Source organism: Psychrobacter sp. Sarcosine-3u-12 (genome assembly GCF_002836005.1).
Classification (GTDB): Bacteria; Pseudomonadota; Gammaproteobacteria; order Pseudomonadales; family Moraxellaceae; genus Psychrobacter; species Psychrobacter okhotskensis.
This window is the reverse complement of the sequence record NZ_PJBY01000109.1, coordinates 212848-232638: the sequence shown is the minus strand read 5'-3', so window position 1 is coordinate 232638 and position 19791 is coordinate 212848. Positions and strand designations below refer to the sequence as shown.

Here is a 19791-nt window from a genome sequence, read left to right as displayed (position 1 = left end):
TAACGATTGATTAATAATAGCCGAGCACCTTCCACCAAATCAGACCAGCACCTATCCAAATCACCAAATTGACCACACTCATTATCGCGCCAATACTCCACCATTCTCTTAACGTGACATAACCTGAGTTAAAGATAACAGGTGCGGTACCAGTCGCATAGTGGGTAAGCGTCATCATGATGTTCCCTGCTGCGGCCAAGATTAACGCATACAACATTGGCGGCGCACCTAACGTCAATCCTACTGCATAAAAAGCCGCAAATAGTGCGGTAATATGCGCGGTGGTACTAGCAAAGAAGTAATGGATATATAAATAAACCAAAGTCAAAATAGTCACGGCACCGATCCAGCCTACCCCAGTTGTACCAATCAGAGACTCAATATTGCTTGAAAACCAGCCTATCAAACCAAGCTCATTGAGATATGCTGCCATCATAATGAGCGCACCGAACCAAATAATGGTATCCCAAGCAGATTTCTCTTTTAGGATATCATCCCAAGTCAGCACACCCGTTAATATTAAAGTCGTTAGACCAATAAAGGCCGTGGTGGTAGCATCAACACTATATTCTTCACCTAAAATCAGTGCCGGTATATTTGCCCACAACAGCAGCATCAGAGCAAACACCCCGAGCATGATTTTTTCTTGGCGACTTATTTTGCCCATTTCTGCCAAATTGTCCTTGGCAAAACCTTTTGCATCGGGCGTGACTTTGACATCAGGTGGATAAACCATATAAATAACTAAGGGCATGATTACCAAGCACAGTATCCCCGGTACAAACATCGCTACTGCCCACGTCGTCCATGACAGCTGAATGTCACCGCCAGTCGCCTTATTAACTAGGTCTACGACTAAAGGGTTGGGCGCAGTAGCTGTAATAAACATACCAGAAGTGATAGGGTTGGCATGATAGTTAACCATTGCCAAGTAGCGACCAATTTTATTTTGCGTACCCTCTTCTGGAGTGGAATGAAAGCTCTGAGCAATGGACTTCATAATAGGGTGGATAATACCGCCGCCACGCGCCGTATTAGAGGGCGTAATGGGCGCTATCATCAATTCAGCCGCAGTCAAAGAATAAGCCACGCCGATCGTTTTTTTACCAAAAATAGAGATGAAATAATAGGCGATACGTCGACCTAGACCTGTTTTTATTAAGCCACGAGATATCATTACCGCGATACCAATCAGCCAAATTAGCGGGCTTGAGTAGCTTGATAAGGCATCGCTAATGGCCTGTTTTGGACTATCACTTGTCACACCCGTCAGTGCCACTAGAGTGACCGCAATAATAGCAATCGCTCCGATGGGCAATACCTTGCCTATAATAGCGACGATAGTGGCAATAAATAATGCCAACATGTGCCACGCTTCAGGCGTGACGCCAGTTGGAACGGGAATGACAAACCAAATAATCAAACCCACTAAAATAGCAATCGCCGCTTGGACAGGCTTAAATGGCATGAGTAAGCATCCTTATTGAGTCATTAATCTTATAAAGTTCTTACACCATCACATAGTCATATCTTATAGAATATTCGCACTATAATAGCTGCCATAAAACAAGACTGGATAGCTCGTTTAAAACTATTATAATATTTATATTACCCTTACGCTATTGTTTACCATTTTTAATATATCTGTTTAGATTGCAAAACAGATAAATGTCGCTAAAACTGGATTTATCATAGTGGTGATAAAAATTGGCAACAAAAAAAAGAGCATGCCATCAGACATACTCTTTCTTAATTAAATTTTTATCAATGCTGTTTTTTTAAAGTGGTTGTTTTAACGTGGTTATTTTAACGTATTTATTTTAACGTGCTCAGTCGACTCGATAACTGACCGATGATCTGATCAATCTCTTGATTGGCCTCAGCTTCGTTGTCTAGATTACCATTCGGAGTCAATTGATTCATCACTTCTGGGAGCAATTCGGCAAGCCCTTGACGCACTTCAGTCTCATTAGCCCCTGTCTTCGCGGCCACTTGCTGAATCTCGTTTTCATCAAATAATTGGTTAATCTCGTTGGGGTCTAAATTGTCGTTATCTTCATTATTACTCATCCAAGAGCGCACTTGATTGTCGTGACCCATACCTGTGATTTTCGATAGAGCAGCGCTTAAGCCGCCATTACGTTGAATCCAGCTCAATACCATGGGCATGAGGGCAGCAACCAGCATGCCTTTACCACCGCCAAAGCCGCTTCTATTACTCTTACCACCCAATACGCTGCCTAGGATATCACCCAAGCCGCCAGCACCAGAGCTCATACCACCGCGCTGATTGCCACCGGTGAGACTGCCCATAATATCGTCCAGACCAAATCCATTATCCGCCTGACGATTATACTGCTGTGGATTATAACCACCAGATTGACCACCGCCCAATACGCTACCTAAAATATCACCCAGACCACCCGTACGACGCGATGTCGACCCTTGGTTCACAGGATTACGCTGTGCATCATCTGGCGCCATGGCACTACGCGCTACTTGACTCACTAAATTCCCTAATAAGCTCATAACCTCATCCTTTTTTGTCGTTTTGTTTATTATCTTCAGCCGCTATGTTATTTGACTATAACCAGCAGATAACGTAAACGCTGAATATATTTTAATATAGCAAATCTATCTTACCATCGAGATAGGTGTTTTGTTATTGACCATATTGGCTTATGAAGGCTCATCTAAACCTAATATAACTCTATATAAACCACACCACGCTGTATCAATTAGTCGTTACAGCGCTCACATTTGCTAAAACATTTAATTCGCGCCATTGCTCAAGGCTCACTTGATCGCGAAATACGGTCAATGACATGGAACGCTGATAAGGCTCTTTAATCATAAAATCAAAGCTCATTGCCCAATGATGATGATGGACAGCAAGCAGTTGTGCTTGCCATAGCCCATCGCCTTGGCTCGTCCGTATCCTAAGTTGCCAATGTTGATCGATACGCTTATCAATTGGCGGCTGTGTGAGATGCAACAAAACTGGCCGTGACAGTGCCAGATAGCTGACGACGGCTGCCGTTACTATCAATATAAGTACATACTGCCACAACGCCAACGCAGCCAGCCATGCCAAACCAAGCATGACTAACGCCAAACCAAGATATAGTAAAGTACGCAAATAGCTGGCGGGCTTGATAGCAGTATCAATCCTTAGGGAGGTAATCATCGTCATATATGCAAATCCGCCATATGGGGAAAGCCGTTATAACTATCAGACTTTATCAGCTATCAATATAGACTTAACGACGCAAAAGAAACCTAAAAATATGAATGATTTTAAAATTGTCAAATTATCAAATTATTAATGTCAATGCTATGACACGTCTTTAGCATGACGCCATGTCTTAATTTTATTTACTAGTGCCCATATGCGGTCATCTTCTGGACGGTTTTGATTGGTAAAATAATCGAGTAAATCAGGATCTTCGTGAGTCAGCAGTTGGGCAAAGGTCTCTTGTTCAGTAGGCTCTGCGGTTAAGTAAATCTCTTTGACATAAAGGTCAATGTAGAAGTCTAACTCTTTTAAGCCGCGACGCGCTTGATAAATGATACGGCGCTGTTCATTGGTTGGCTCAGGCTGGGTCGTAGTGGTCATAGAAATGCTCTCATTATTTTAATAGGTGTTCAGATTAATATTAAGTGTTAATCATTGGCGCTAACTATCAAATATGCATATAGTGCAATAGCAGTGATTAGAGCTATTCTAGCATTGATTTTTTAGTGTTAATTTTTTAGTGTTGATTGTAGGCAGATAACTGCTGCCATAACGCCACAGCTTGCTGCATCATCGCGACATTATGAGTACGGATAATACTAGCGCCTTGTTGCAAGGCAAATATACCCGCAGCAACTCCGACTGTATCACGTTCTATTGCCTCAGTTGTAGCCACTGCTTCGATACCGCTTTTAGTTAATACTTCTGCTAAAAAACGCTTGCGAGAAATACCAAACATCATAGGGAAACCAAGACTTTGTAATTCTCCTAGCTGCGACAATAACGCGCAATGATGCTCGTAGTTTTTGGCAAAACCAAAGCCTGGGTCGATAATGATTTTCTCACGCTTGACACCAATGCTGACTACCTCATCGATACGGGCTATTAACTCTGCGCTAACGTCAGCGATCACGTCGTCATAGAGCGCCAGATTATTCATCGTCGTTGGCTCACCGCGCATGTGCATCAACATAACTGGTATATCAAGCTCAGCCGCTAGCGCTGCAGCACCCTCGCATTTGAGCGCTCGTACATCATTCCAAATATCAGCACCCGCCTCAACAGCTGCCCGCATAACGGTAGGATTACTGGTATCGATAGACAACCAAACTACATCGCCAAGTTGCTCTCTAATCGCTTTGACGACCGGTACAACACGCTGCAATTCCTCACTAGTCGCGACAATAGCAGCATTTGGCCGCGTAGATTCGCCGCCAATATCAATAATGGTCGCACCCGCCGCTATCATCTCTTTAGCATGAGCAAGCGCGCTATCAATAGCGTTAAATTGTCCACCGTCCGAAAATGAATCAGGTGTAACGTTAAGAATACCCATGATCTGAGGTCGCGATAGATCCAACATTTTTTCGCGACTAGAGACCGTATAAATAGGTAAAGGCTGAAATAATGACATAACCAATCCGTTGCAAATTAAGTTGATAAACACTGGGTCAGCACTTTATTTTTATCTCATGATATCAGTAAATCTGCTGCTGTTCTAAATGCTTCGTAAAATGATGACAATAAAAAAGCCCTCTATTAAAAAGGGCTTCTTATATTGGCTACTAATGCGCGATAAACTACATCGCTGGTAATGGTGGCGGTGTTGAACCCGTCGTTTTCACATTATCTTTAGCCAAATTAACTTCATTGTGCTGATATACTCTAGGCGGACGTGGATCTTCACCGGCTAAGATATCTTGCAGTTGATCACGGTCAATGGTCTCCCATTTCATCAAGGCATCAACCATCGCATGCATTTTTTCTTGATTACCTTCAATCAATTCGCGCGCGATATCGTATTGCTCTTCTAACATGCGGCGAACTTCGTCGTCAACTTTTTGCTGCGTTGCTTCAGAAATCGTACGACCACCGCCACCAAAGTAACCTTGTGAGTTGTCATCATCTTCATAGACCATGATACCTAAGGCATCAGACATGCCGTATTTGGTTACCATCGCCCGTGCCATTTTGGTTGCCCGTTCAAAGTCGTTTGAGGCACCCGTCGACATTTGATTGATAAAGACTTCTTCAGCGATACGACCACCAAATAAAATCGCAATATCACTGAGCATTTTTGATTTATACATGCTGGTTTGATCATGCTCAGGCAGCTGCCAAGTGACACCCAAAGCAAAACCACGCGGCATAATCGTCACTTTATGCACCGGATCGGTACCCGGTAGTAGCTCAGCCACTAGCGCATGACCTGCTTCATGATAAGCAGTGGCACGGCGCTCTTCTTCACGGATGACCATTGATTTGCGCTCAGGACCCATGTAAAGCTTATCTTTCGCATCTTCAAAGTCATTCATGTCAACGCTACGCTTGTTACGACGCGCAGCAAACAGAGCGGCTTCGTTCACAAGGTTGGCCAATTGCGCGCCACTAAAACCGGGCGTACCACGTGCCAAAGAGTTGGCATCAACACTAACGGTATTCGGCAGTTTTCTTAAATGTACTTTTAATATTTGTTCACGGCCTTTGATATCTGGCAAGCCGACTTGTACCTGACGGTCAAAACGACCCGGACGTAATAATGCCTTGTCAAGTACGTCAGCACGGTTAGTAGCAGCAATGACGATAACGCCTTCATTGCCCTCAAAACCATCCATTTCGACCAACAGTTGGTTCAGCGTTTGCTCGCGCTCATCGTTACCGCCGCCCATACCAGAGCCACGATGACGACCAACTGCATCGATCTCATCGATAAAGATGATACAAGGCGCGCTTTTCTTCGCTTGCTCAAACATATCACGCACACGCGAGGCACCGACACCAACGAACATCTCAACAAAATCAGAACCTGAAATTGAAAAGAACGGTACTTTGGCTTCACCAGCAATTGCTCTTGCTAGCAACGTCTTACCAGTACCTGGAGGACCTACCATCAAGATACCACGGGGGATCGTCGCCCCAAGCTTGGTAAATTTATCTGGATCACGCAAGAATTCGACCACTTCGACCACTTCTTCTTTGGCTTCTTCACAACCTGCCACATCTTCGAAGTTGACCTTGATTTGGTCTTCAGTCAGCATCTTGGCTTTTGACTTGCCAAAGCTCATTGGGCCGCCACCTTTACCGCCTGCACCGCCCTGCATATTACGCATAAAGAATAAGAACAGACCAATAATTAGTAGGATTGGGAAACTGGCTATCAGCAACTGCATCAGCACACTTTGACGTTTCGGTGCTGTGCCCTGAACCTCAACTTGGTTCTCGCGCAGTAATGGCATTAGTTGCTCATCAGCCACAGCTGGTCGAATGGTCTCAAATGATGAGCCATTTTTCTTTTCGCCGGTGATCTGTTCGCCATCAATTTCAACACTGGCTACCTGACTTTCTGACACAGCGGTCACAAACTCAGAGTAGTTAAGGCTATCTGGCTCAGACGATTGGTCAAAGCCGCTAAACACCAGCACCAAAACGCCGATTACCACCAGCCACAATAAGGTATTTTTTACCATGTCGCTCACTAGTTATTCCCATCCCTTACTTATTGGTGTGTCAACTTGACACGTGACGTCTATAAACGCATTGCTCATTAGTTCAATAACTGCCAAATACGAAACTTATCCTCATCAATGACATATAAATCTATCGTAAATGAGCCAGTAAAGCGCTTATTCTCAGACGACTTTGCTTAAAACATATGCTAGAAACAAAGTTAATATACCATGATATGTGGTGTTATCCTGCATAATTCAAGCAGGTTTTCCTTTTATTCAGTTAACGATTGTAGCGTGTTAAATCTTACATGAAGCTAGCTATATTGTGATGACTTATTCCAAATACAACGAAAGCAACTCATTGAAAGTAAAACTATTTAATGGCAATCCAAAACATCTCTTTCGAGCGTGGTCGTGAAGCGCCAGGCTTGATACTACGAATCTTACTAAAATCAAGCTGCATCTGCTTGCGTAATTCTTGTGTACCCTCGCCTTGAAACACTTTCATAATAAGCGCGCCACCTTCTGGTAAGGTTGCAAGTGCAAAGTCCACCGCCAGCTCGCACAAGTACATCATACGCGGCTGATCAATGGCACTATTACCAGCGGTATTGGGTGCCATATCGGAGAGCACCACATCGACCTGCCTGTCACCGACTTCTGCCATAATGCTGTCGAACACCTCAGCTTCACGGAAATCACCTTGGATAAAGGTAACATCAGGCAAAGTATCCATCGCTAAAATATCAGAGGCAATCAAGATACCTTGTTCCCCTACCAATTGGCCAGCAACTTGTGACCAACTGCCCGGCGCACTACCCAAATCAACGACCGTCATGCCTTTTTTGATAAGGTTGGTCTTTTCATTTATTTCTAATAACTTATAAGCAGCACGAGCACGATAGCCATCTTTTTGCGCTTTTTGGACATAATGGTCGTCAATATGCTCTTTCATCCAAGCACTGCTGCTTTTCGACAGTTTTTTGTTCTCAATACGCGTGGCCAAGATACCTGCTCCTATTACTCTTACTTTGCAAAGCTGCAATAAGCATCCAATCAACAGCCATTACGCTTATAAAACAGACTTAATATCAAGCCAATCAGGTTTAATACTCTGTTGATTGAGCGATTCATACATTTTTAGTCGTAAACTGCCTTAATTCTATTGGTTTAAACACTGCTTTATCAGACAGTAGCGTTTATAATGTGTTTATACATTCAGTTTAACATTTTCATCACGTAAAATCGTGCAAAATCCTGCTGATCTCATGCAAAATAGGCACAGATTATCTATAATGATCATTAACTGTTTTTGATAGTACACTCTTTTATTTTTACCAACACCTAGGAATTCTATGGAACTCGATAACGCTACAATTAAACGTCTAAAGGGCATCGGTCATGAGCTCAAGCCTATTGTCATGATTGGCAATAAAGGCATTACACCGACCATCACTGAAGAGATTGATCGTGCCTTATCGGATCATGAGCTGATTAAGGTAAAATTACCTGCAGGCACAAAAGAAGAACGCGATGTCATCGGTGCTGAATTGGCAGCAGCAGCCAATGCCTCTTTGGTTCATTCTATTGGGCGTATGGCACTATTACTACGCAAAAACCCAAATGCCAACCCTAAGCTATCAAACCTTGCCCGTCATGCGCAGTAGTATGTCATGCTCAGCTTGGTTTAAATAACTGGCTACCGTTTCACCAAAATAGCAGCTGAGCTATGATGATACAGCCTAAAAGCCGCGATGCAATCTGCTCGCGGCTTTTTTTATTGATATTCTTGAAAGCTAAATTAAAAGCTGACTTGAAATCAGCCTCGTAATACCTTTATTTGAACGTACTTTATCATATGGTAGTATCAAAGACCTTTTATCTCGTACCAACTTTTTGAGTCATAGAAAATTATGAGCCAGACCTTTAACCTTTGTATCGCCACTGAAACCCTAGCCAATGATGCGCAGCAGCTTAGCGTAAGTACGGACACCCTACATGATATTCGAGTGGTCGTGCACGCGACCATCGTACAGCAGCCAACGTTGCAACTACAGTTAGCCTATCAAATTACCCTACCCACTCAGTCTTTAGCCGATCAATTACATTGGCCGACTTGGGAGGAAACACGCGTTGGCTTTACTGATTATTTGTGGGAGGAGAGCTGCCTTGAGTGTTTTATTGCTGGTAGCGCTTTGGATCAGGATAGTGCTGATAGTAGCAGTACAGCGGCTTATATTGAGGTCAATGCCAGCCCAGATGGTCGTTATGCGCTTTATCAGTTCGAAAGCTATCGAAATCCTGCGACGCTACCGCCACCCCCTTTATTATTAGCAAATGGGCGTACATGCGCAAAGATTGACTGGATTGATCACCCAGATTTACAGATGCCGTCAGTCGGCGTTAACCGCGCTCATAATTCATCAGCAGCGCACACATTATATAATTACAAGCGAACCTTTAGTGTACCGATAAAAGAACGGTCTAGCCAAAATTTTGCTATTAGCAATATGGTCGTTGAGCACATACATCCCTGCGTCATTTTATGGTTTGGTGAGACTGCTTTATATTTCGCACCCAGTCATGCTTCTCCGCCTGACTTTCACAATCGTCGCTACTGGACTAGGTTTGATTCTAAAGCAGCCTTACTTAACCAGCTAGCATCATCGATAGCAACTGAACGATAATGCTTATCTAGGGCGTGTCCTCATTTTAAAGATGGTTATAAAAACGAGGTAAATTGCAGTCAAGCAAGGAAAAGAGTGCAGATAATATCGAGATATTACCTAGCTATTTGACGATATTTTGGTAAGACTTAACCATTTTTAGCTCATTTAGAGCCCTATCAGTTAAATTGAGGACAAGCCCTAATCCCATTTTTGAACAAAAAAAACCCAGTAATGTCATTAAGAGCATTACTGGATCTGGAGAAAACGATTTACTTAAAACTCGATGTACTTGACGCTTGTAGTCGATAAGATAATTCGGGTATCAGGAAGGCGCATAAAAATATTACAAATAGTAGCCTAAACAAGCCTGATACCGTCTCTCATTTATACAGGATTGACTATATTAGTCAGCCATCGCAAGGTAGATACCACGGTCTGATGCATCATCAACGTATTGCGAATCACGCCATGTCGTATAGTTATAGACGCCGCTGTATGGGCTGATGCTGCTTTGACGGAAATCAGAAACCCAGTCAGAACCATCAAATATTTGAATATGACCATGCGGATGCTTTGAGCTGCGATCATATACTACAACATCGCCAACTTGGGGTGGCATGTTGTTGCTGATTTTGCTAAAGCCTGCACTGCTGAGTGTGCCACGGCTAGCATACTGATACGCTGAAGGATTCGGGGTGAATTCATAACCGGCTGATTGTAAAGCCTTACGCACATAACGAGCACAGTAACCAGAGCTTCTTGATAGTGCCACGCTTGAAGCACGTGCCGCTGCGATAGCAGGAGCAGAATAGCGATCTGGAATTTTACTCGCTTGCTGCTGGCGCTGCTCATAAGACAAGCGACTGGTTAGCGAGGCAAGCTGATATTCTTTTTGCTTGGCATGGGCGCTTAAATTGTCAATGGCTTGACTGATCTCGTCATTGCTAGAAACATAAGCGCCGCTATTGGTGCTATAGATGTTGCGACTAGAACCGTAGTTCGCAGAAGCAGAGATATTGGTGATGGTATGACTCAAGGTATTATTTGGTTGAAAGGTGGTTTCGGCAGCACCACTCGTTTGTGCTATGCCCATTCCTAGTACTGACAAAATTAATAAAGCTTGTTTCATAAATTTACTACCTATTTGTTAATACAAGACTGCTCGTCATCCGTAACGAAGCATCAATTAGTTTAGAGGACATAATCATCAAATAAACATGATAAAATCCTTAATACAACAGCTCACTCTTCTTTCTACAGTCACTAACGCTGGTTTCTTTGGCAGCGCGGTCATCTGCTTTATAAATCGTTTGCTATCCATCCCATATATACTGTGTTTAATATGAATATCGATTTTGTCACCTACTAGATGAGTCATTACGATGTCAAAAAAACAGCCTAATCGGCTTGCCCAGCTTATTGATCATCAAGCTTTTGCTGGTAGCGCACTACCTCAAACCCTTGCTGACAATATGCGTCTATATATTCAGGCGACCGCTGAGATAAAAGAGCTTCTAGTAGATTGTCTACCAGAGGAAATTCTTAATACCTGTTGGGTCGTTGGCTTAACTGCTGAGCAATTAACACTCAGTGTGGGCTCAATGACTGCTGCTAATCATATTCGCTATTTACAGAACGCTTATTTGCAAGTATTAACAGAGCAGTCAATTACATTTAAACAACTCAAGCAAATTCGCGTCATTGTAGCGAGAATATCTGCGGATAGTCCTTCTTCTAAAAAACTATCTGCGTTATCAGCAACCTCATCAAAGTCTCGCAAAGCCAATGAAAATCAGGCTCTTAGCCAAAACACAAAGCGGACTATATCACAGGCTGCAGAGCATGTCACCACTGATGAAAAGCTCAAAAAAGCACTTTTACGTCTGGCCAATCATTAAAAATCTTGAGTTCTACCTGTAAAGTTATGTAACTATTTTCGGAAAACAGCGCCCTTACGCTAGGTTTTTGTAATGACGTAAACAAAAAAAATCATCTGTTAGTCGCATTCACGTTGTGAAGGTAACTAACAGATGATTTTTTTGATTATCTACAACGTCGGTATTATCTACGCTAACGTTATATTATTTAGAAATACTAACTTATATATTCATTTATAAGAATATAAATTAACTATCCTTATAACCATTTTATGTAATATTGCGTAAATGTTTCGATACTTCGTGTATATTCCTGTATTCATCCTTCAACCGCTAGGCCTTTTAGGGGTAAATATTCGATAGGACAGGTTACATTGTCATCAAAAGTTACAATTTCAAAGCTGTCAGGATTGGATAATATTTCACGTATCAACAAATTGTTTAAGGCATGACCAGATTTATAGGCATTAAAACGACCCAGAATTGGATAACCAATCAGATATAAATCGCCTAACGCATCCAAAATCTTATGGCGCACGAACTCGTCATTGAAACGTAAACCTTCTTCGTTAAGGATATTGGCTTCATCGATGACAATCGCATTTTCCATACTACCGCCCAACGCCAAGTTGTTTTGACGCAGAGCTTCTATATCGCGTAAAAACCCAAAAGTACGGGCTGAGCTCAGCTCTTCTATGAAGTTTTGCGTAGAGAACTGCAGCTGGGCATGTTGAAAATTCTTGTCGATAGCAGGATGATCAAAATCAATTTCAAAGTTTAATTCAAAGCCTTCATAAGGACGTAACTCTGCCCATTTATCCTCTAATTTTACTCTGATTGGTCTCAAAATCTTAAGGAATTTCTTTAAGCCTTCTTGCTCACAGAAACCCGCTTGCATTAGTAATGCGACAAACGGTGCAGCGCTACCATCCATAATCGGTATCTCTGAGGCGGAAACACGAATCAATAGGTTATCAATGCCAAGTCCGGCAATCGCACTTAATAAATGCTCTACCGTACCTACCCGTGCCCCTCCAAATACTAGATTGGATGACATCATGGTGTCCTGCACTAAGAAAGCACTGGCTGGAATCGGTTGACTACCTTCGATATCTGAGCGCTCGAAAACAATACCAGTATCGACTGGCTGTGGATGAAACTCTAAATCAACAGGCTGACCACTATGGAGACCGGTACCTGTAACGGCTATCGCTGCTTTTATAGTTCGTTGGTTCATGGCTGTTTTCCCACATATTTTGTTACAATTGACCTAGTGTACCATTACCCGTACCCAATTCGCCATAGTTAAAAAGCGTTAATTTGCTTATGTCTCTGATTGATAACTCTTATCGTAACTTTGTTATTCAAGCAAATTATATTTAATAAACCTATAAATAACTATAGGAAACAGTCTGTTAAGAATAAATTTTGCTTCACTGCACCTTGTTCGAGACATATTATCAATAAGGGCTTTAGTATTAGTAGCTAATGTTCATAAAACCCCTACCACATGCACATCTCGATTTCGTAAAAAACATATAGCCAGTCAAAAGTAATATCGAACCATCACGCACTGCTGATATCGTCGCGTTTTTAGGATATTTTGACTATACCTTATAAACAAGCACAAAAAAGCCAGCGACATAGCACTGGCTTTTTATAATCACTAGAAGTAAACAACAACTATTTGTTTTGTTGACGCTTTAGATAGTCTTGGATACTGTTGGTCTTGGTTTTAGGCTGCTCTTGTGTCGGATTTGCGCGAGCCAGACTATCTTGATGCAGTTGGGCTTGCGATTGCTTTTGACTGTTTAACGCGCTGGTATGCAAGTTAGGATCAACAGGCTGCGTGCTATTCACCGAAGGTACAGGCTGCTCAACAACTTCAGGCTCTTCACCCGCGTGTTCATCTAAGGTCAAGCCCGTTGCGATGACAGTGACATGCAAATCATCACCCATTTTTTCATCGATAACAGAGCCGTAGAAAATATGAGCATCATCGATATCAGTAATTTCTTCGACGATTGCACTGATTTTGCTCATTTCATCCAATGACAAAGACTCAGATGAAATCACGTTAACCAGTAGACCTTTGGCATTCTCTAAACGTAAATCATCAAGTAACGGTGATCTGATGGCTTTTTCAGTCGCTTGACGCGCACGATCGTCACCGCTGGCACGGCCAATACCCATCATCGCATGACCTTTGGCAGTCATTGCGGTGCGAATATCGTTAAAGTCAATATTGATCATACCTTCGCTGGCGATGGTTTCAGCGATACCTTGCACGGCGTGTAATAACACATCGTCCGCTTTTTTGAACGCATCTTGCATAGAGATATTGCCATAAACGCTCATCAACTTATCATTAGGAATGGTAATGATAGAGTCAACGAAGTTGGTCAACTGCTCAATACCTGCTTTGGCCGCCTTGATACGTTTACCGCCTTCGAATTTGAAAGGTGTGGTCACAACAGCGACCGTCAATACTTCCATCTCTTTAGCAATACGAGCCACGACTGGTGCTGCGCCCGTACCCGTACCACCGCCCATTCCAGCGGTAATAAAGACCATGTCAGAATGTTCGAGTAACGCGCGGATCGCTTCTTCTTCGCTCTCTGCTGCTTCACGTCCGACTTCTGGATTGGCACCAGCGCCTAGACCACGGTTCGTTTTTGCGCCCAGTTGTAACTTATGCGGTGCTGTCAAACGATCAAGTGCTTGTTTATCCGTATTCGCACAGACGAACGTCACACCTCTAATCCCTTGTTGTACCATATGTTCAACAGCATTACCGCCACCACCACCCACACCGAATACTGTGAAGCTTGCTTGGCCGTTATTTTGAAGCTGGTTATCATCTGGCATGGTGTATTTTGACATAAAAAAGATTCTCCAGTTGCAGATAGCGTGATGGTCGATACATGCTAACGCACTCATATGACGCGCTATCGACTTACTATATATAAATGTATTTAAATAAAACAGGGCTATGGCTTAAATCGTTAAGCTGGGACAAAAATATGTCGTCATTGCTCAGGGTATTACTTTCAATGTTACTTTTAATACTACTTTATGCATTTAATTTCGGTATATCTTTCAGAAAATCAACGCTTATTGTATAGCCATTCTTTGTATAAACACGTTTTTATATAAACGTCTTCATACAAACGTGTTTGATAGCTAAACTATAGTATCTTTTTGAGCACACTAGCAAAACGTTGCCCTGCGCTTTGAAAGACGCCAGTCACTCTATTTTTTTGAAGCGCTTCCGGCTCGCTTTTTTCACTGTGGCGAAACTGCTCGCTTTGACTATATAGTAATGTACCAAATGCTGTTTGATAAGCGCGATCATTGACCTGAATATTCAGCTGCTTAAAGGACTCGTCATTATCAAAATGATTATAAGCACTGATCGCCGGATGAGTATTGGTCATCACCACTGGCATTTTTAGCAACTTCTTAGCAAAGGGTATCATACCTTTGATAGCACTACCGCCGCCTGTCAGCACGATACCTTTGTCGATATAGCTAATCAAATCCGCTTCATGCAGTTGACGCGCCACTTCAGTAAAAATCTGCACATAACGCGCTTCGATAATACGGGCTAAATTATAAATACCGATATTAATCTCGTCGCTGGTCCCTTGCGGTTTAAAAATAAAGAACGAGCTAGGATCGACACTATTGACATCAACCGTACCATGCGATTTTTTAAGTTTTTCAGCTTCTATCATTGATATGCCAACATCTGCTGAAATATCCATCGTCACTTCATGGCTGCCTGTGGCGATACAATGTGTAAAGATCAGCTTGTTTTCTTTGTAGACACAAATACTGGTCGTACTCGCGCCAATATCGACCAAGCACACACCCTGCTGACGCTCGTCGCTCATCAGGCTATATTCTGCACTGGTCACTGCATCGAAGACAATATGATCGATACCAACATCACAGCTCTGTAATAATTTTTGGATATTTTGACGGCTGGCGACTGGCATCATCATCATGTGATACATCACGCTGATATTATGCGCCACCGTTTCGATCGCATCGTCGACCATAAAGTCTTGTTCATCGACATAGATACCTTGCTGACAACAATGCATCAAATAATAGTCTGAAGATAAGTCGCGTGATTTGGCATTGGATAAAGCCTGTACCATGTCTTTGGCACGGACGACTTCGTCCTCTACTCTCACTTCGCCAGCACTGTTTTTGCTAAGTAGCTCAGGCGTCGCTAGGGTCAACCACACACTATGCACCCGGCAATTAGCAGTATCTTCTGCTTCTTGAATGGCTTGTTTGATAGCGCCTTGCAAGCGTTCACGATGTTTTATTTGACCTTGATAAAAGTCACTATTTTTAACTTGCCCCACACCCATGATACGAATGTCTTTTGCAGAGACAACGCTGCCAATAACGACATAAACTGCCGTGGCACTTAGATGGACAACAACCAGATTTTCAGTATTTTTCATGGTACCAGACAAATTATCGCTAAACAGGAGACCAAATGACGTCCCCATTAAATCATTAAAAAAGCGCTATTACTACGCTGTTATATCCTACTGTACGTTCAATTTTGATGCTTATACAATACTTCTGCTTACTTATTATTGACTGTGTTTTCTGACTGTCAATTATTTTGCTGCTTCGGCTTCGGGTTGTGCCATATTCCAAGCAATGGTAAAACCGTTTTTGTAACGTAAATCGACCGACTGTATCTCTTTTCGGCGGTTACTTAACTGATTACCTAATAATTGACTTAGATTCAGCAGTTTTTGTGCGGTGTTTTCATTGTCAACAATGACGCGCTGACCATTATCAAAACGAATGAGCCACGTCATTCTTGGTGACAGAATAATATCAGCGACTTGCATATCAAGTGGCGCATACCAATCATTGATTTGCTGCATTTGTTGCATGATAACCGGTGCTTGCGTTATCTCACCTTGTAACGTAGCAAATTGCGCTTGTGTCAAATCTCTACTGTCAGCGGGAACAAAAACAGCCCCTTTTGCATCAACCAAACGCTCGGTACCAAAATTAGCAACTGCTTGCTTGGGAAGTGCTGTGACGACGATACCACGTTGCCAATCCCGAGACACACTCACTTGGTCAACCCAAGCAAGGCCAGTAGTGATGTCCCTTAGTGCTTGTAAATCAGACGTAAAAAAACTGCTGACTTTCTGTTGGTTCATCACTTGCTGTAGTGCTCGATACTGAGCGACTGTCAAACCTTGATTGCTGACATGAATAGCTGCTGGAGGTGCATCGCGTAGGGCTTTGCCACCCATAATCAATATAAGCACTAATAAACCCAACACCAGTACCATAAAAAAATATCTGACCGAAGTCGGTACTTGGAAGTTAGATTTTGGGCGACGGGTTTTATCACTCATCAAGTCAGTTACGTCGTTGACAGTTTGAGCCATAATGACCTTTGTCCCTATTTTGCATAAAACTATTTGCATAAAGCCAATAGTGCGTTCTATTAAAAGTTAATCTGCATCACGGACGCAGAGAATGACGGATTGAATATGTTAGCAAAATATTTAGCGAAAATGAGTGATATAACCCTGTTATCTGATTTCAAACGTAACATTTTTCTCATTTTATGAAGAACTTATAACATATACTCATAAAACAACATAAATATCACTAAAACGATTCAATAATTACAATATTAACGTATTTTGCGGTCAAACAATAGCCTAACCCTTACTACTAACAACGAATTTACACAAGTTTACACGAAGCTGTGGTATAGCAGGGCTAGCGATACATTCATTTCTGCTTATATTCATAAATATTCAATAATGTCAGTATCTATTTGACGATTATTTTTACCCATTAATAATCACTTTTCAAACTTCTATAGTATCAATAGCGATTATCACAAACTGCGTTATGAATATTAAGCCAGACAAGAACATTTAAGCTGAATCTACCAACTGTTTATAATGTTTGCGTAAGGATGTGCCAGCACAGCGTATTGAAATCCATACCACGCGCCTTAGCTGCCATCGGTACCAAACTATGACTGGTCATACCCGGGACGGTATTAATCTCAAGCAACCAAAAGTTACCTGCTTCGTCCTGCATAGCATCGATACGCCCCCACCCTTTGGCATCAACAGCACGGAATGCAGCAAGGCTCAAATCTTGTAAATGCTTTTCATCAGCGTCACTTAAGCCGCACGGAATATAGTAGCTGGTATCGTTACGATTGTATTTGGCTTCAAAATCATAGAAGTTGGTGATATCAGCAGGCTCAAGACGAATGACCGGATAGGCTTCGTCATCGATAATAACAATCGTAAACTCGCGACCAGTAATCCAGCGCTCAGCCATGACAGCATCACCGCACTGTACCGCTGTTGCATAAGCCGCCGGCAACTCGTCCAAGTTATTAACCTTGGTCATGCCAATACTCGAACCTTCATGAACGGGCTTGATAATGAGTGGCAGACCTAGCATATTGACCACTTGCTGCCAGTCGGTATCGGCCGTCAATAGTGAAAATGGTGCCGTCGCTAAGCCGCAGCCTTGCCACAATTGCTTGGTACGAACCTTGTCCATGCCCAGCGCTGATGCCAAAATGCCTGAACCTGTCTGCGGAATATCAAACCATTGCAACACGCCTTGTAGCAAACCATCTTCACCGCCGCGACCATGCAACACATTAAACACGCGATCATAATCACGCAGCTCAGTAATGTCCTGATGCTTAGGATCAAAATGAGTGGCATCAACGCCTTGGTTTTGTAGCGCTTGCAAGACAGCGGCGCCACTGTCTAACGACACGCTGCGCTCATTGCTACTGCCACCATAAATAACGGCTACTTTACCAAACTGGCCAGCATCTTTTACTTCGCTGTTGTTATTGCTTAGTTCTGCCCTATCATTAGCGACTTTATCACTTGCAAGCTTGTCTTGCTCCGCTTGAGCCGCCGCCGCTAGTGCTGTCTCTGGGTTGGTAATCGTTGCTTTACCTTCAACATTATCGCTGGCTTTATGAAGGTCGTTTGCATTTTTTTGGTGATTATTGCTTGTCATAAGGATAGTTCCTAGAATTCTTTTTAGCTTATTAGATATAAAGGTTATTGGCGGCCAAATCGACTGCTATCTGGCCCACATTACCCGCACCTTGGGTAATCAGCATATCATTGGCTTTTAGTAAACGCTGCATGACCGGTGCTAAATTGTCCTTGTCAATAATCGTCGGTTCAACTTCACCGCGCAGCCGAATGCTACGTGCCAATGACTTGGTATCAGCACCAGTAATCGGGCTTTCACCTGCTGAATATACGTCTAATAATAATAGCTCATCTACGCTGGAGAGTACTTCGACAAAATCATCAAAACAATCGCGGGTACGGCTATAACGGTGCGGCTGAAACATCATTACCAAACGACGCTCAGGGAAGCTTTGACGCGCCGCTTTAATCGTCGCGTCGACTTCTTTTGGATGATGACCATAATCGTCAATCAACAACACGTCACCATCATCGATACTGACAGAGGCATGCTGCTCAAAACGACGACCCACGCCTTCGAATTTTTGCAAGGCGCGTTTGATGGCCTCGTCATCGACACCTTCATCTGTCGCCATGGTAATAGCGGCAAGCGCATTGTAGACGTTATGAGTACCAGGAATATTAAGGGTCAAACGTAAAGGCTCGCGGTCACGGCGCAATACGGTAAAGTGAGTTTTTGTGCCCTCTGTCACCAAGTCAACGGCCTGTACATCGTTAAAAGGCTCAAGCCCAAAGGTCAATACGGGACGACCAATATCATCAATCATCGCATATAATTCTGGGTCATCACCGCACACGACGGCCAAACCATAAAACGGCATATTTTGTAAAAACTGAATATAAGCGGCTTTTAATTTGTCAAAACTATTTTCATACGTTTCCATATGGTCTTGATCGATGTTGGTCACAATTGCAGCCATCGGATGCAAAGACAAAAACGAGGCATCAGACTCATCGGCTTCTGCTACTAAGAAACGGCTGCTACCCAGTGCGGCATTTTTGCCAGAAGCGTTCAGCTTACCACCAATCACGTAGGTAGGATCGAGCTGCCCTTCTGCCATCATCGTAGTGAGCAAACTGGTCGTTGTGGTCTTGCCATGCGCGCCGGCCACGGCAATGCCATGACGATAACGCATTAATTCACCCAACATATCGGCGCGGCGTACCACTGGCAGACGCGCTTCAAGCGCTGCTTTTACTTCAGGATTGCTGCGATCAATCGCTGACGATACAACGATGACATCCGCATTGGCAATATTTTTGGAATCGTGACCTATCGATATCTCAATACCAATCTGCTGTAGACGGCGAGTCACCAGGCTATCAGCAATATCAGAACCGCTGACTTGATAGCCCTGATTCTTCATCACTTCTGCGATACCGCACATCCCCGAGCCGCCAATACCGACAAAATGCAAGTGCTGAATACGGCGCATCTCTGGTATTTCGATCAAACGCTTAGGTAAGGCTTTCGCAGAAATAGACATAGGGTTTTCTCTTTATGTAAGGCTAATGAAA

At 42.9% G+C, this 19791-nt stretch carries 17 protein-coding genes; 3 read left to right on the top strand and 14 right to left on the bottom strand.

All coding sequences use genetic code 11. The features are described from left to right. Positions 1-10: 10 nt before the first annotated feature. The 7 genes from CXF65_RS12875 to CXF65_RS12845 all read right to left on the bottom strand — a co-directional run bounded on the left by CXF65_RS12875 (position 11) and on the right by CXF65_RS12845 (position 7690). Entirely contained in the window at positions 11-1468 is a 1458-nt protein-coding gene (locus CXF65_RS12875; protein WP_101212374.1) for an anion permease, read from the bottom strand. A 347-nt stretch (positions 1469-1815) separates the two neighbouring features. Continuing rightward, entirely contained in the window at positions 1816-2529 is a 714-nt protein-coding gene (locus tag CXF65_RS12870) for a YidB family protein (RefSeq protein ID WP_101212372.1), read from the bottom strand. Positions 2530-2734: 205 nt separating this feature from the next. After that, positions 2735-3193, bottom strand: a complete 459-nt coding sequence (locus tag CXF65_RS12865) for a hypothetical protein (RefSeq protein WP_101212370.1) — start codon at positions 3191-3193, stop codon at positions 2735-2737. A 141-nt stretch (positions 3194-3334) separates the two neighbouring features. Next, positions 3335-3616, bottom strand: a complete 282-nt coding sequence (locus tag CXF65_RS12860) for a succinate dehydrogenase assembly factor 2 (protein ID WP_101212368.1) — start codon at positions 3614-3616, stop codon at positions 3335-3337. A 136-nt stretch (positions 3617-3752) separates the two neighbouring features. Then, positions 3753-4649, bottom strand: coding sequence for a dihydropteroate synthase (folP, locus tag CXF65_RS12855; RefSeq protein ID WP_101212366.1), 897 nt, complete (start codon positions 4647-4649; stop codon positions 3753-3755). A gap of 166 nt (positions 4650-4815) precedes the next feature. Beyond that, entirely contained in the window at positions 4816-6711 is a 1896-nt protein-coding gene (gene ftsH, locus CXF65_RS12850; protein WP_025652422.1) for an ATP-dependent zinc metalloprotease FtsH, read from the bottom strand. A 346-nt stretch (positions 6712-7057) separates the two neighbouring features. Then, positions 7058-7690: an RlmE family RNA methyltransferase gene (locus tag CXF65_RS12845; protein ID WP_101212365.1), complete on the bottom strand. Its 633-nt coding sequence runs from the start codon at positions 7688-7690 to the stop codon at positions 7058-7060. A gap of 349 nt (positions 7691-8039) precedes the next feature. Between CXF65_RS12845 and CXF65_RS12840 the strand changes: the two genes are divergently transcribed. Together CXF65_RS12840 and CXF65_RS12835 are read left to right on the top strand one after the other, a co-directional pair. Beyond that, the gene (locus CXF65_RS12840; RefSeq protein ID WP_025652420.1) at positions 8040-8351 is read left to right on the top strand and encodes a YhbY family RNA-binding protein; all 312 of its coding nucleotides are present in this window, start codon (positions 8040-8042) and stop codon (positions 8349-8351) included. A gap of 246 nt (positions 8352-8597) precedes the next feature. Further along, positions 8598-9371, top strand: coding sequence for a hypothetical protein (locus CXF65_RS12835; protein WP_101212363.1), 774 nt, complete (start codon positions 8598-8600; stop codon positions 9369-9371). A 385-nt stretch (positions 9372-9756) separates the two neighbouring features. Here CXF65_RS12835 and CXF65_RS12830 read toward each other — a convergent pair whose 3' ends face one another. Further along, on the bottom strand, positions 9757-10482 hold the full coding sequence (locus CXF65_RS12830) for a CHAP domain-containing protein (protein ID WP_025652418.1): 726 nt from the start codon (positions 10480-10482) through the stop codon (positions 9757-9759). Positions 10483-10735: 253 nt separating this feature from the next. On the opposite strand from CXF65_RS12830, the gene CXF65_RS12825 reads away from it, so the two are divergent. Next, positions 10736-11251 (top strand): hypothetical protein, encoded by a 516-nt coding sequence (locus CXF65_RS12825; RefSeq protein WP_101212361.1) that lies wholly within the window; start codon positions 10736-10738, stop codon positions 11249-11251. A 298-nt stretch (positions 11252-11549) separates the two neighbouring features. On the opposite strand, the gene lpxC is transcribed toward CXF65_RS12825, so the two are convergent. The 6 genes from lpxC to murC form a co-directional block, all read right to left on the bottom strand. Next, positions 11550-12467, bottom strand: coding sequence for a UDP-3-O-acyl-N-acetylglucosamine deacetylase (gene lpxC / locus CXF65_RS12820; RefSeq protein WP_101212359.1), 918 nt, complete (start codon positions 12465-12467; stop codon positions 11550-11552). Positions 12468-12913: 446 nt separating this feature from the next. Further along, positions 12914-14113 (bottom strand): cell division protein FtsZ, encoded by a 1200-nt coding sequence (gene ftsZ / locus CXF65_RS12815; RefSeq protein ID WP_025652414.1) that lies wholly within the window; start codon positions 14111-14113, stop codon positions 12914-12916. A gap of 305 nt (positions 14114-14418) precedes the next feature. Further along, a complete protein-coding gene (ftsA, locus tag CXF65_RS12810; protein WP_198015442.1) occupies positions 14419-15711 on the bottom strand; it encodes a cell division protein FtsA in 1293 nt (430 codons plus the stop codon). A gap of 162 nt (positions 15712-15873) precedes the next feature. After that, positions 15874-16668 carry a cell division protein FtsQ/DivIB gene (locus CXF65_RS12805; protein WP_025652412.1) on the bottom strand — a complete coding sequence of 265 codons (795 nt, stop codon included), beginning with the start codon at positions 16666-16668 and terminating at the stop codon, positions 15874-15876. 523 nt (positions 16669-17191) lie between these two features. Then, positions 17192-18292 carry a D-alanine--D-alanine ligase gene (locus CXF65_RS12800; protein WP_227523271.1) on the bottom strand — a complete coding sequence of 367 codons (1101 nt, stop codon included), beginning with the start codon at positions 18290-18292 and terminating at the stop codon, positions 17192-17194. Positions 18293-18323: 31 nt separating this feature from the next. After that, entirely contained in the window at positions 18324-19760 is a 1437-nt protein-coding gene (murC, locus tag CXF65_RS12795) for a UDP-N-acetylmuramate--L-alanine ligase (protein ID WP_101212357.1), read from the bottom strand. Positions 19761-19791: the final 31 nt, after the last annotated feature.

Coding starts and splice junctions, on each gene's coding strand:
- CXF65_RS12875 (WP_101212374.1), bottom strand. CDS start 1,468: ATGCCATTTAAGCCTGTCCAAGCGGCGATTGCTATTTTAGTGGGTTTG.
- CXF65_RS12870 (WP_101212372.1), bottom strand. CDS start 2,529: ATGAGCTTATTAGGGAATTTAGTGAGTCAAGTAGCGCGTAGTGCCATG.
- CXF65_RS12865 (WP_101212370.1), bottom strand. CDS start 3,193: ATGACGATGATTACCTCCCTAAGGATTGATACTGCTATCAAGCCCGCC.
- CXF65_RS12860 (WP_101212368.1), bottom strand. CDS start 3,616: ATGACCACTACGACCCAGCCTGAGCCAACCAATGAACAGCGCCGTATC.
- folP (WP_101212366.1), bottom strand. CDS start 4,649: ATGTCATTATTTCAGCCTTTACCTATTTATACGGTCTCTAGTCGCGAA.
- CXF65_RS12840 (WP_025652420.1), top strand. CDS start 8,040: ATGGAACTCGATAACGCTACAATTAAACGTCTAAAGGGCATCGGTCAT.
- CXF65_RS12835 (WP_101212363.1), top strand. CDS start 8,598: ATGAGCCAGACCTTTAACCTTTGTATCGCCACTGAAACCCTAGCCAAT.
- CXF65_RS12830 (WP_025652418.1), bottom strand. CDS start 10,482: ATGAAACAAGCTTTATTAATTTTGTCAGTACTAGGAATGGGCATAGCA.
- CXF65_RS12825 (WP_101212361.1), top strand. CDS start 10,736: ATGTCAAAAAAACAGCCTAATCGGCTTGCCCAGCTTATTGATCATCAA.
- lpxC (WP_101212359.1), bottom strand. CDS start 12,467: ATGAACCAACGAACTATAAAAGCAGCGATAGCCGTTACAGGTACCGGT.
- ftsZ (WP_025652414.1), bottom strand. CDS start 14,113: ATGTCAAAATACACCATGCCAGATGATAACCAGCTTCAAAATAACGGC.
- ftsA (WP_198015442.1), bottom strand. CDS start 15,711: ATGAAAAATACTGAAAATCTGGTTGTTGTCCATCTAAGTGCCACGGCA.
- CXF65_RS12805 (WP_025652412.1), bottom strand. CDS start 16,668: ATGGCTCAAACTGTCAACGACGTAACTGACTTGATGAGTGATAAAACC.
- CXF65_RS12800 (WP_227523271.1), bottom strand. CDS start 18,292: ATGACAAGCAATAATCACCAAAAAAATGCAAACGACCTTCATAAAGCC.
- murC (WP_101212357.1), bottom strand. CDS start 19,760: ATGTCTATTTCTGCGAAAGCCTTACCTAAGCGTTTGATCGAAATACCA.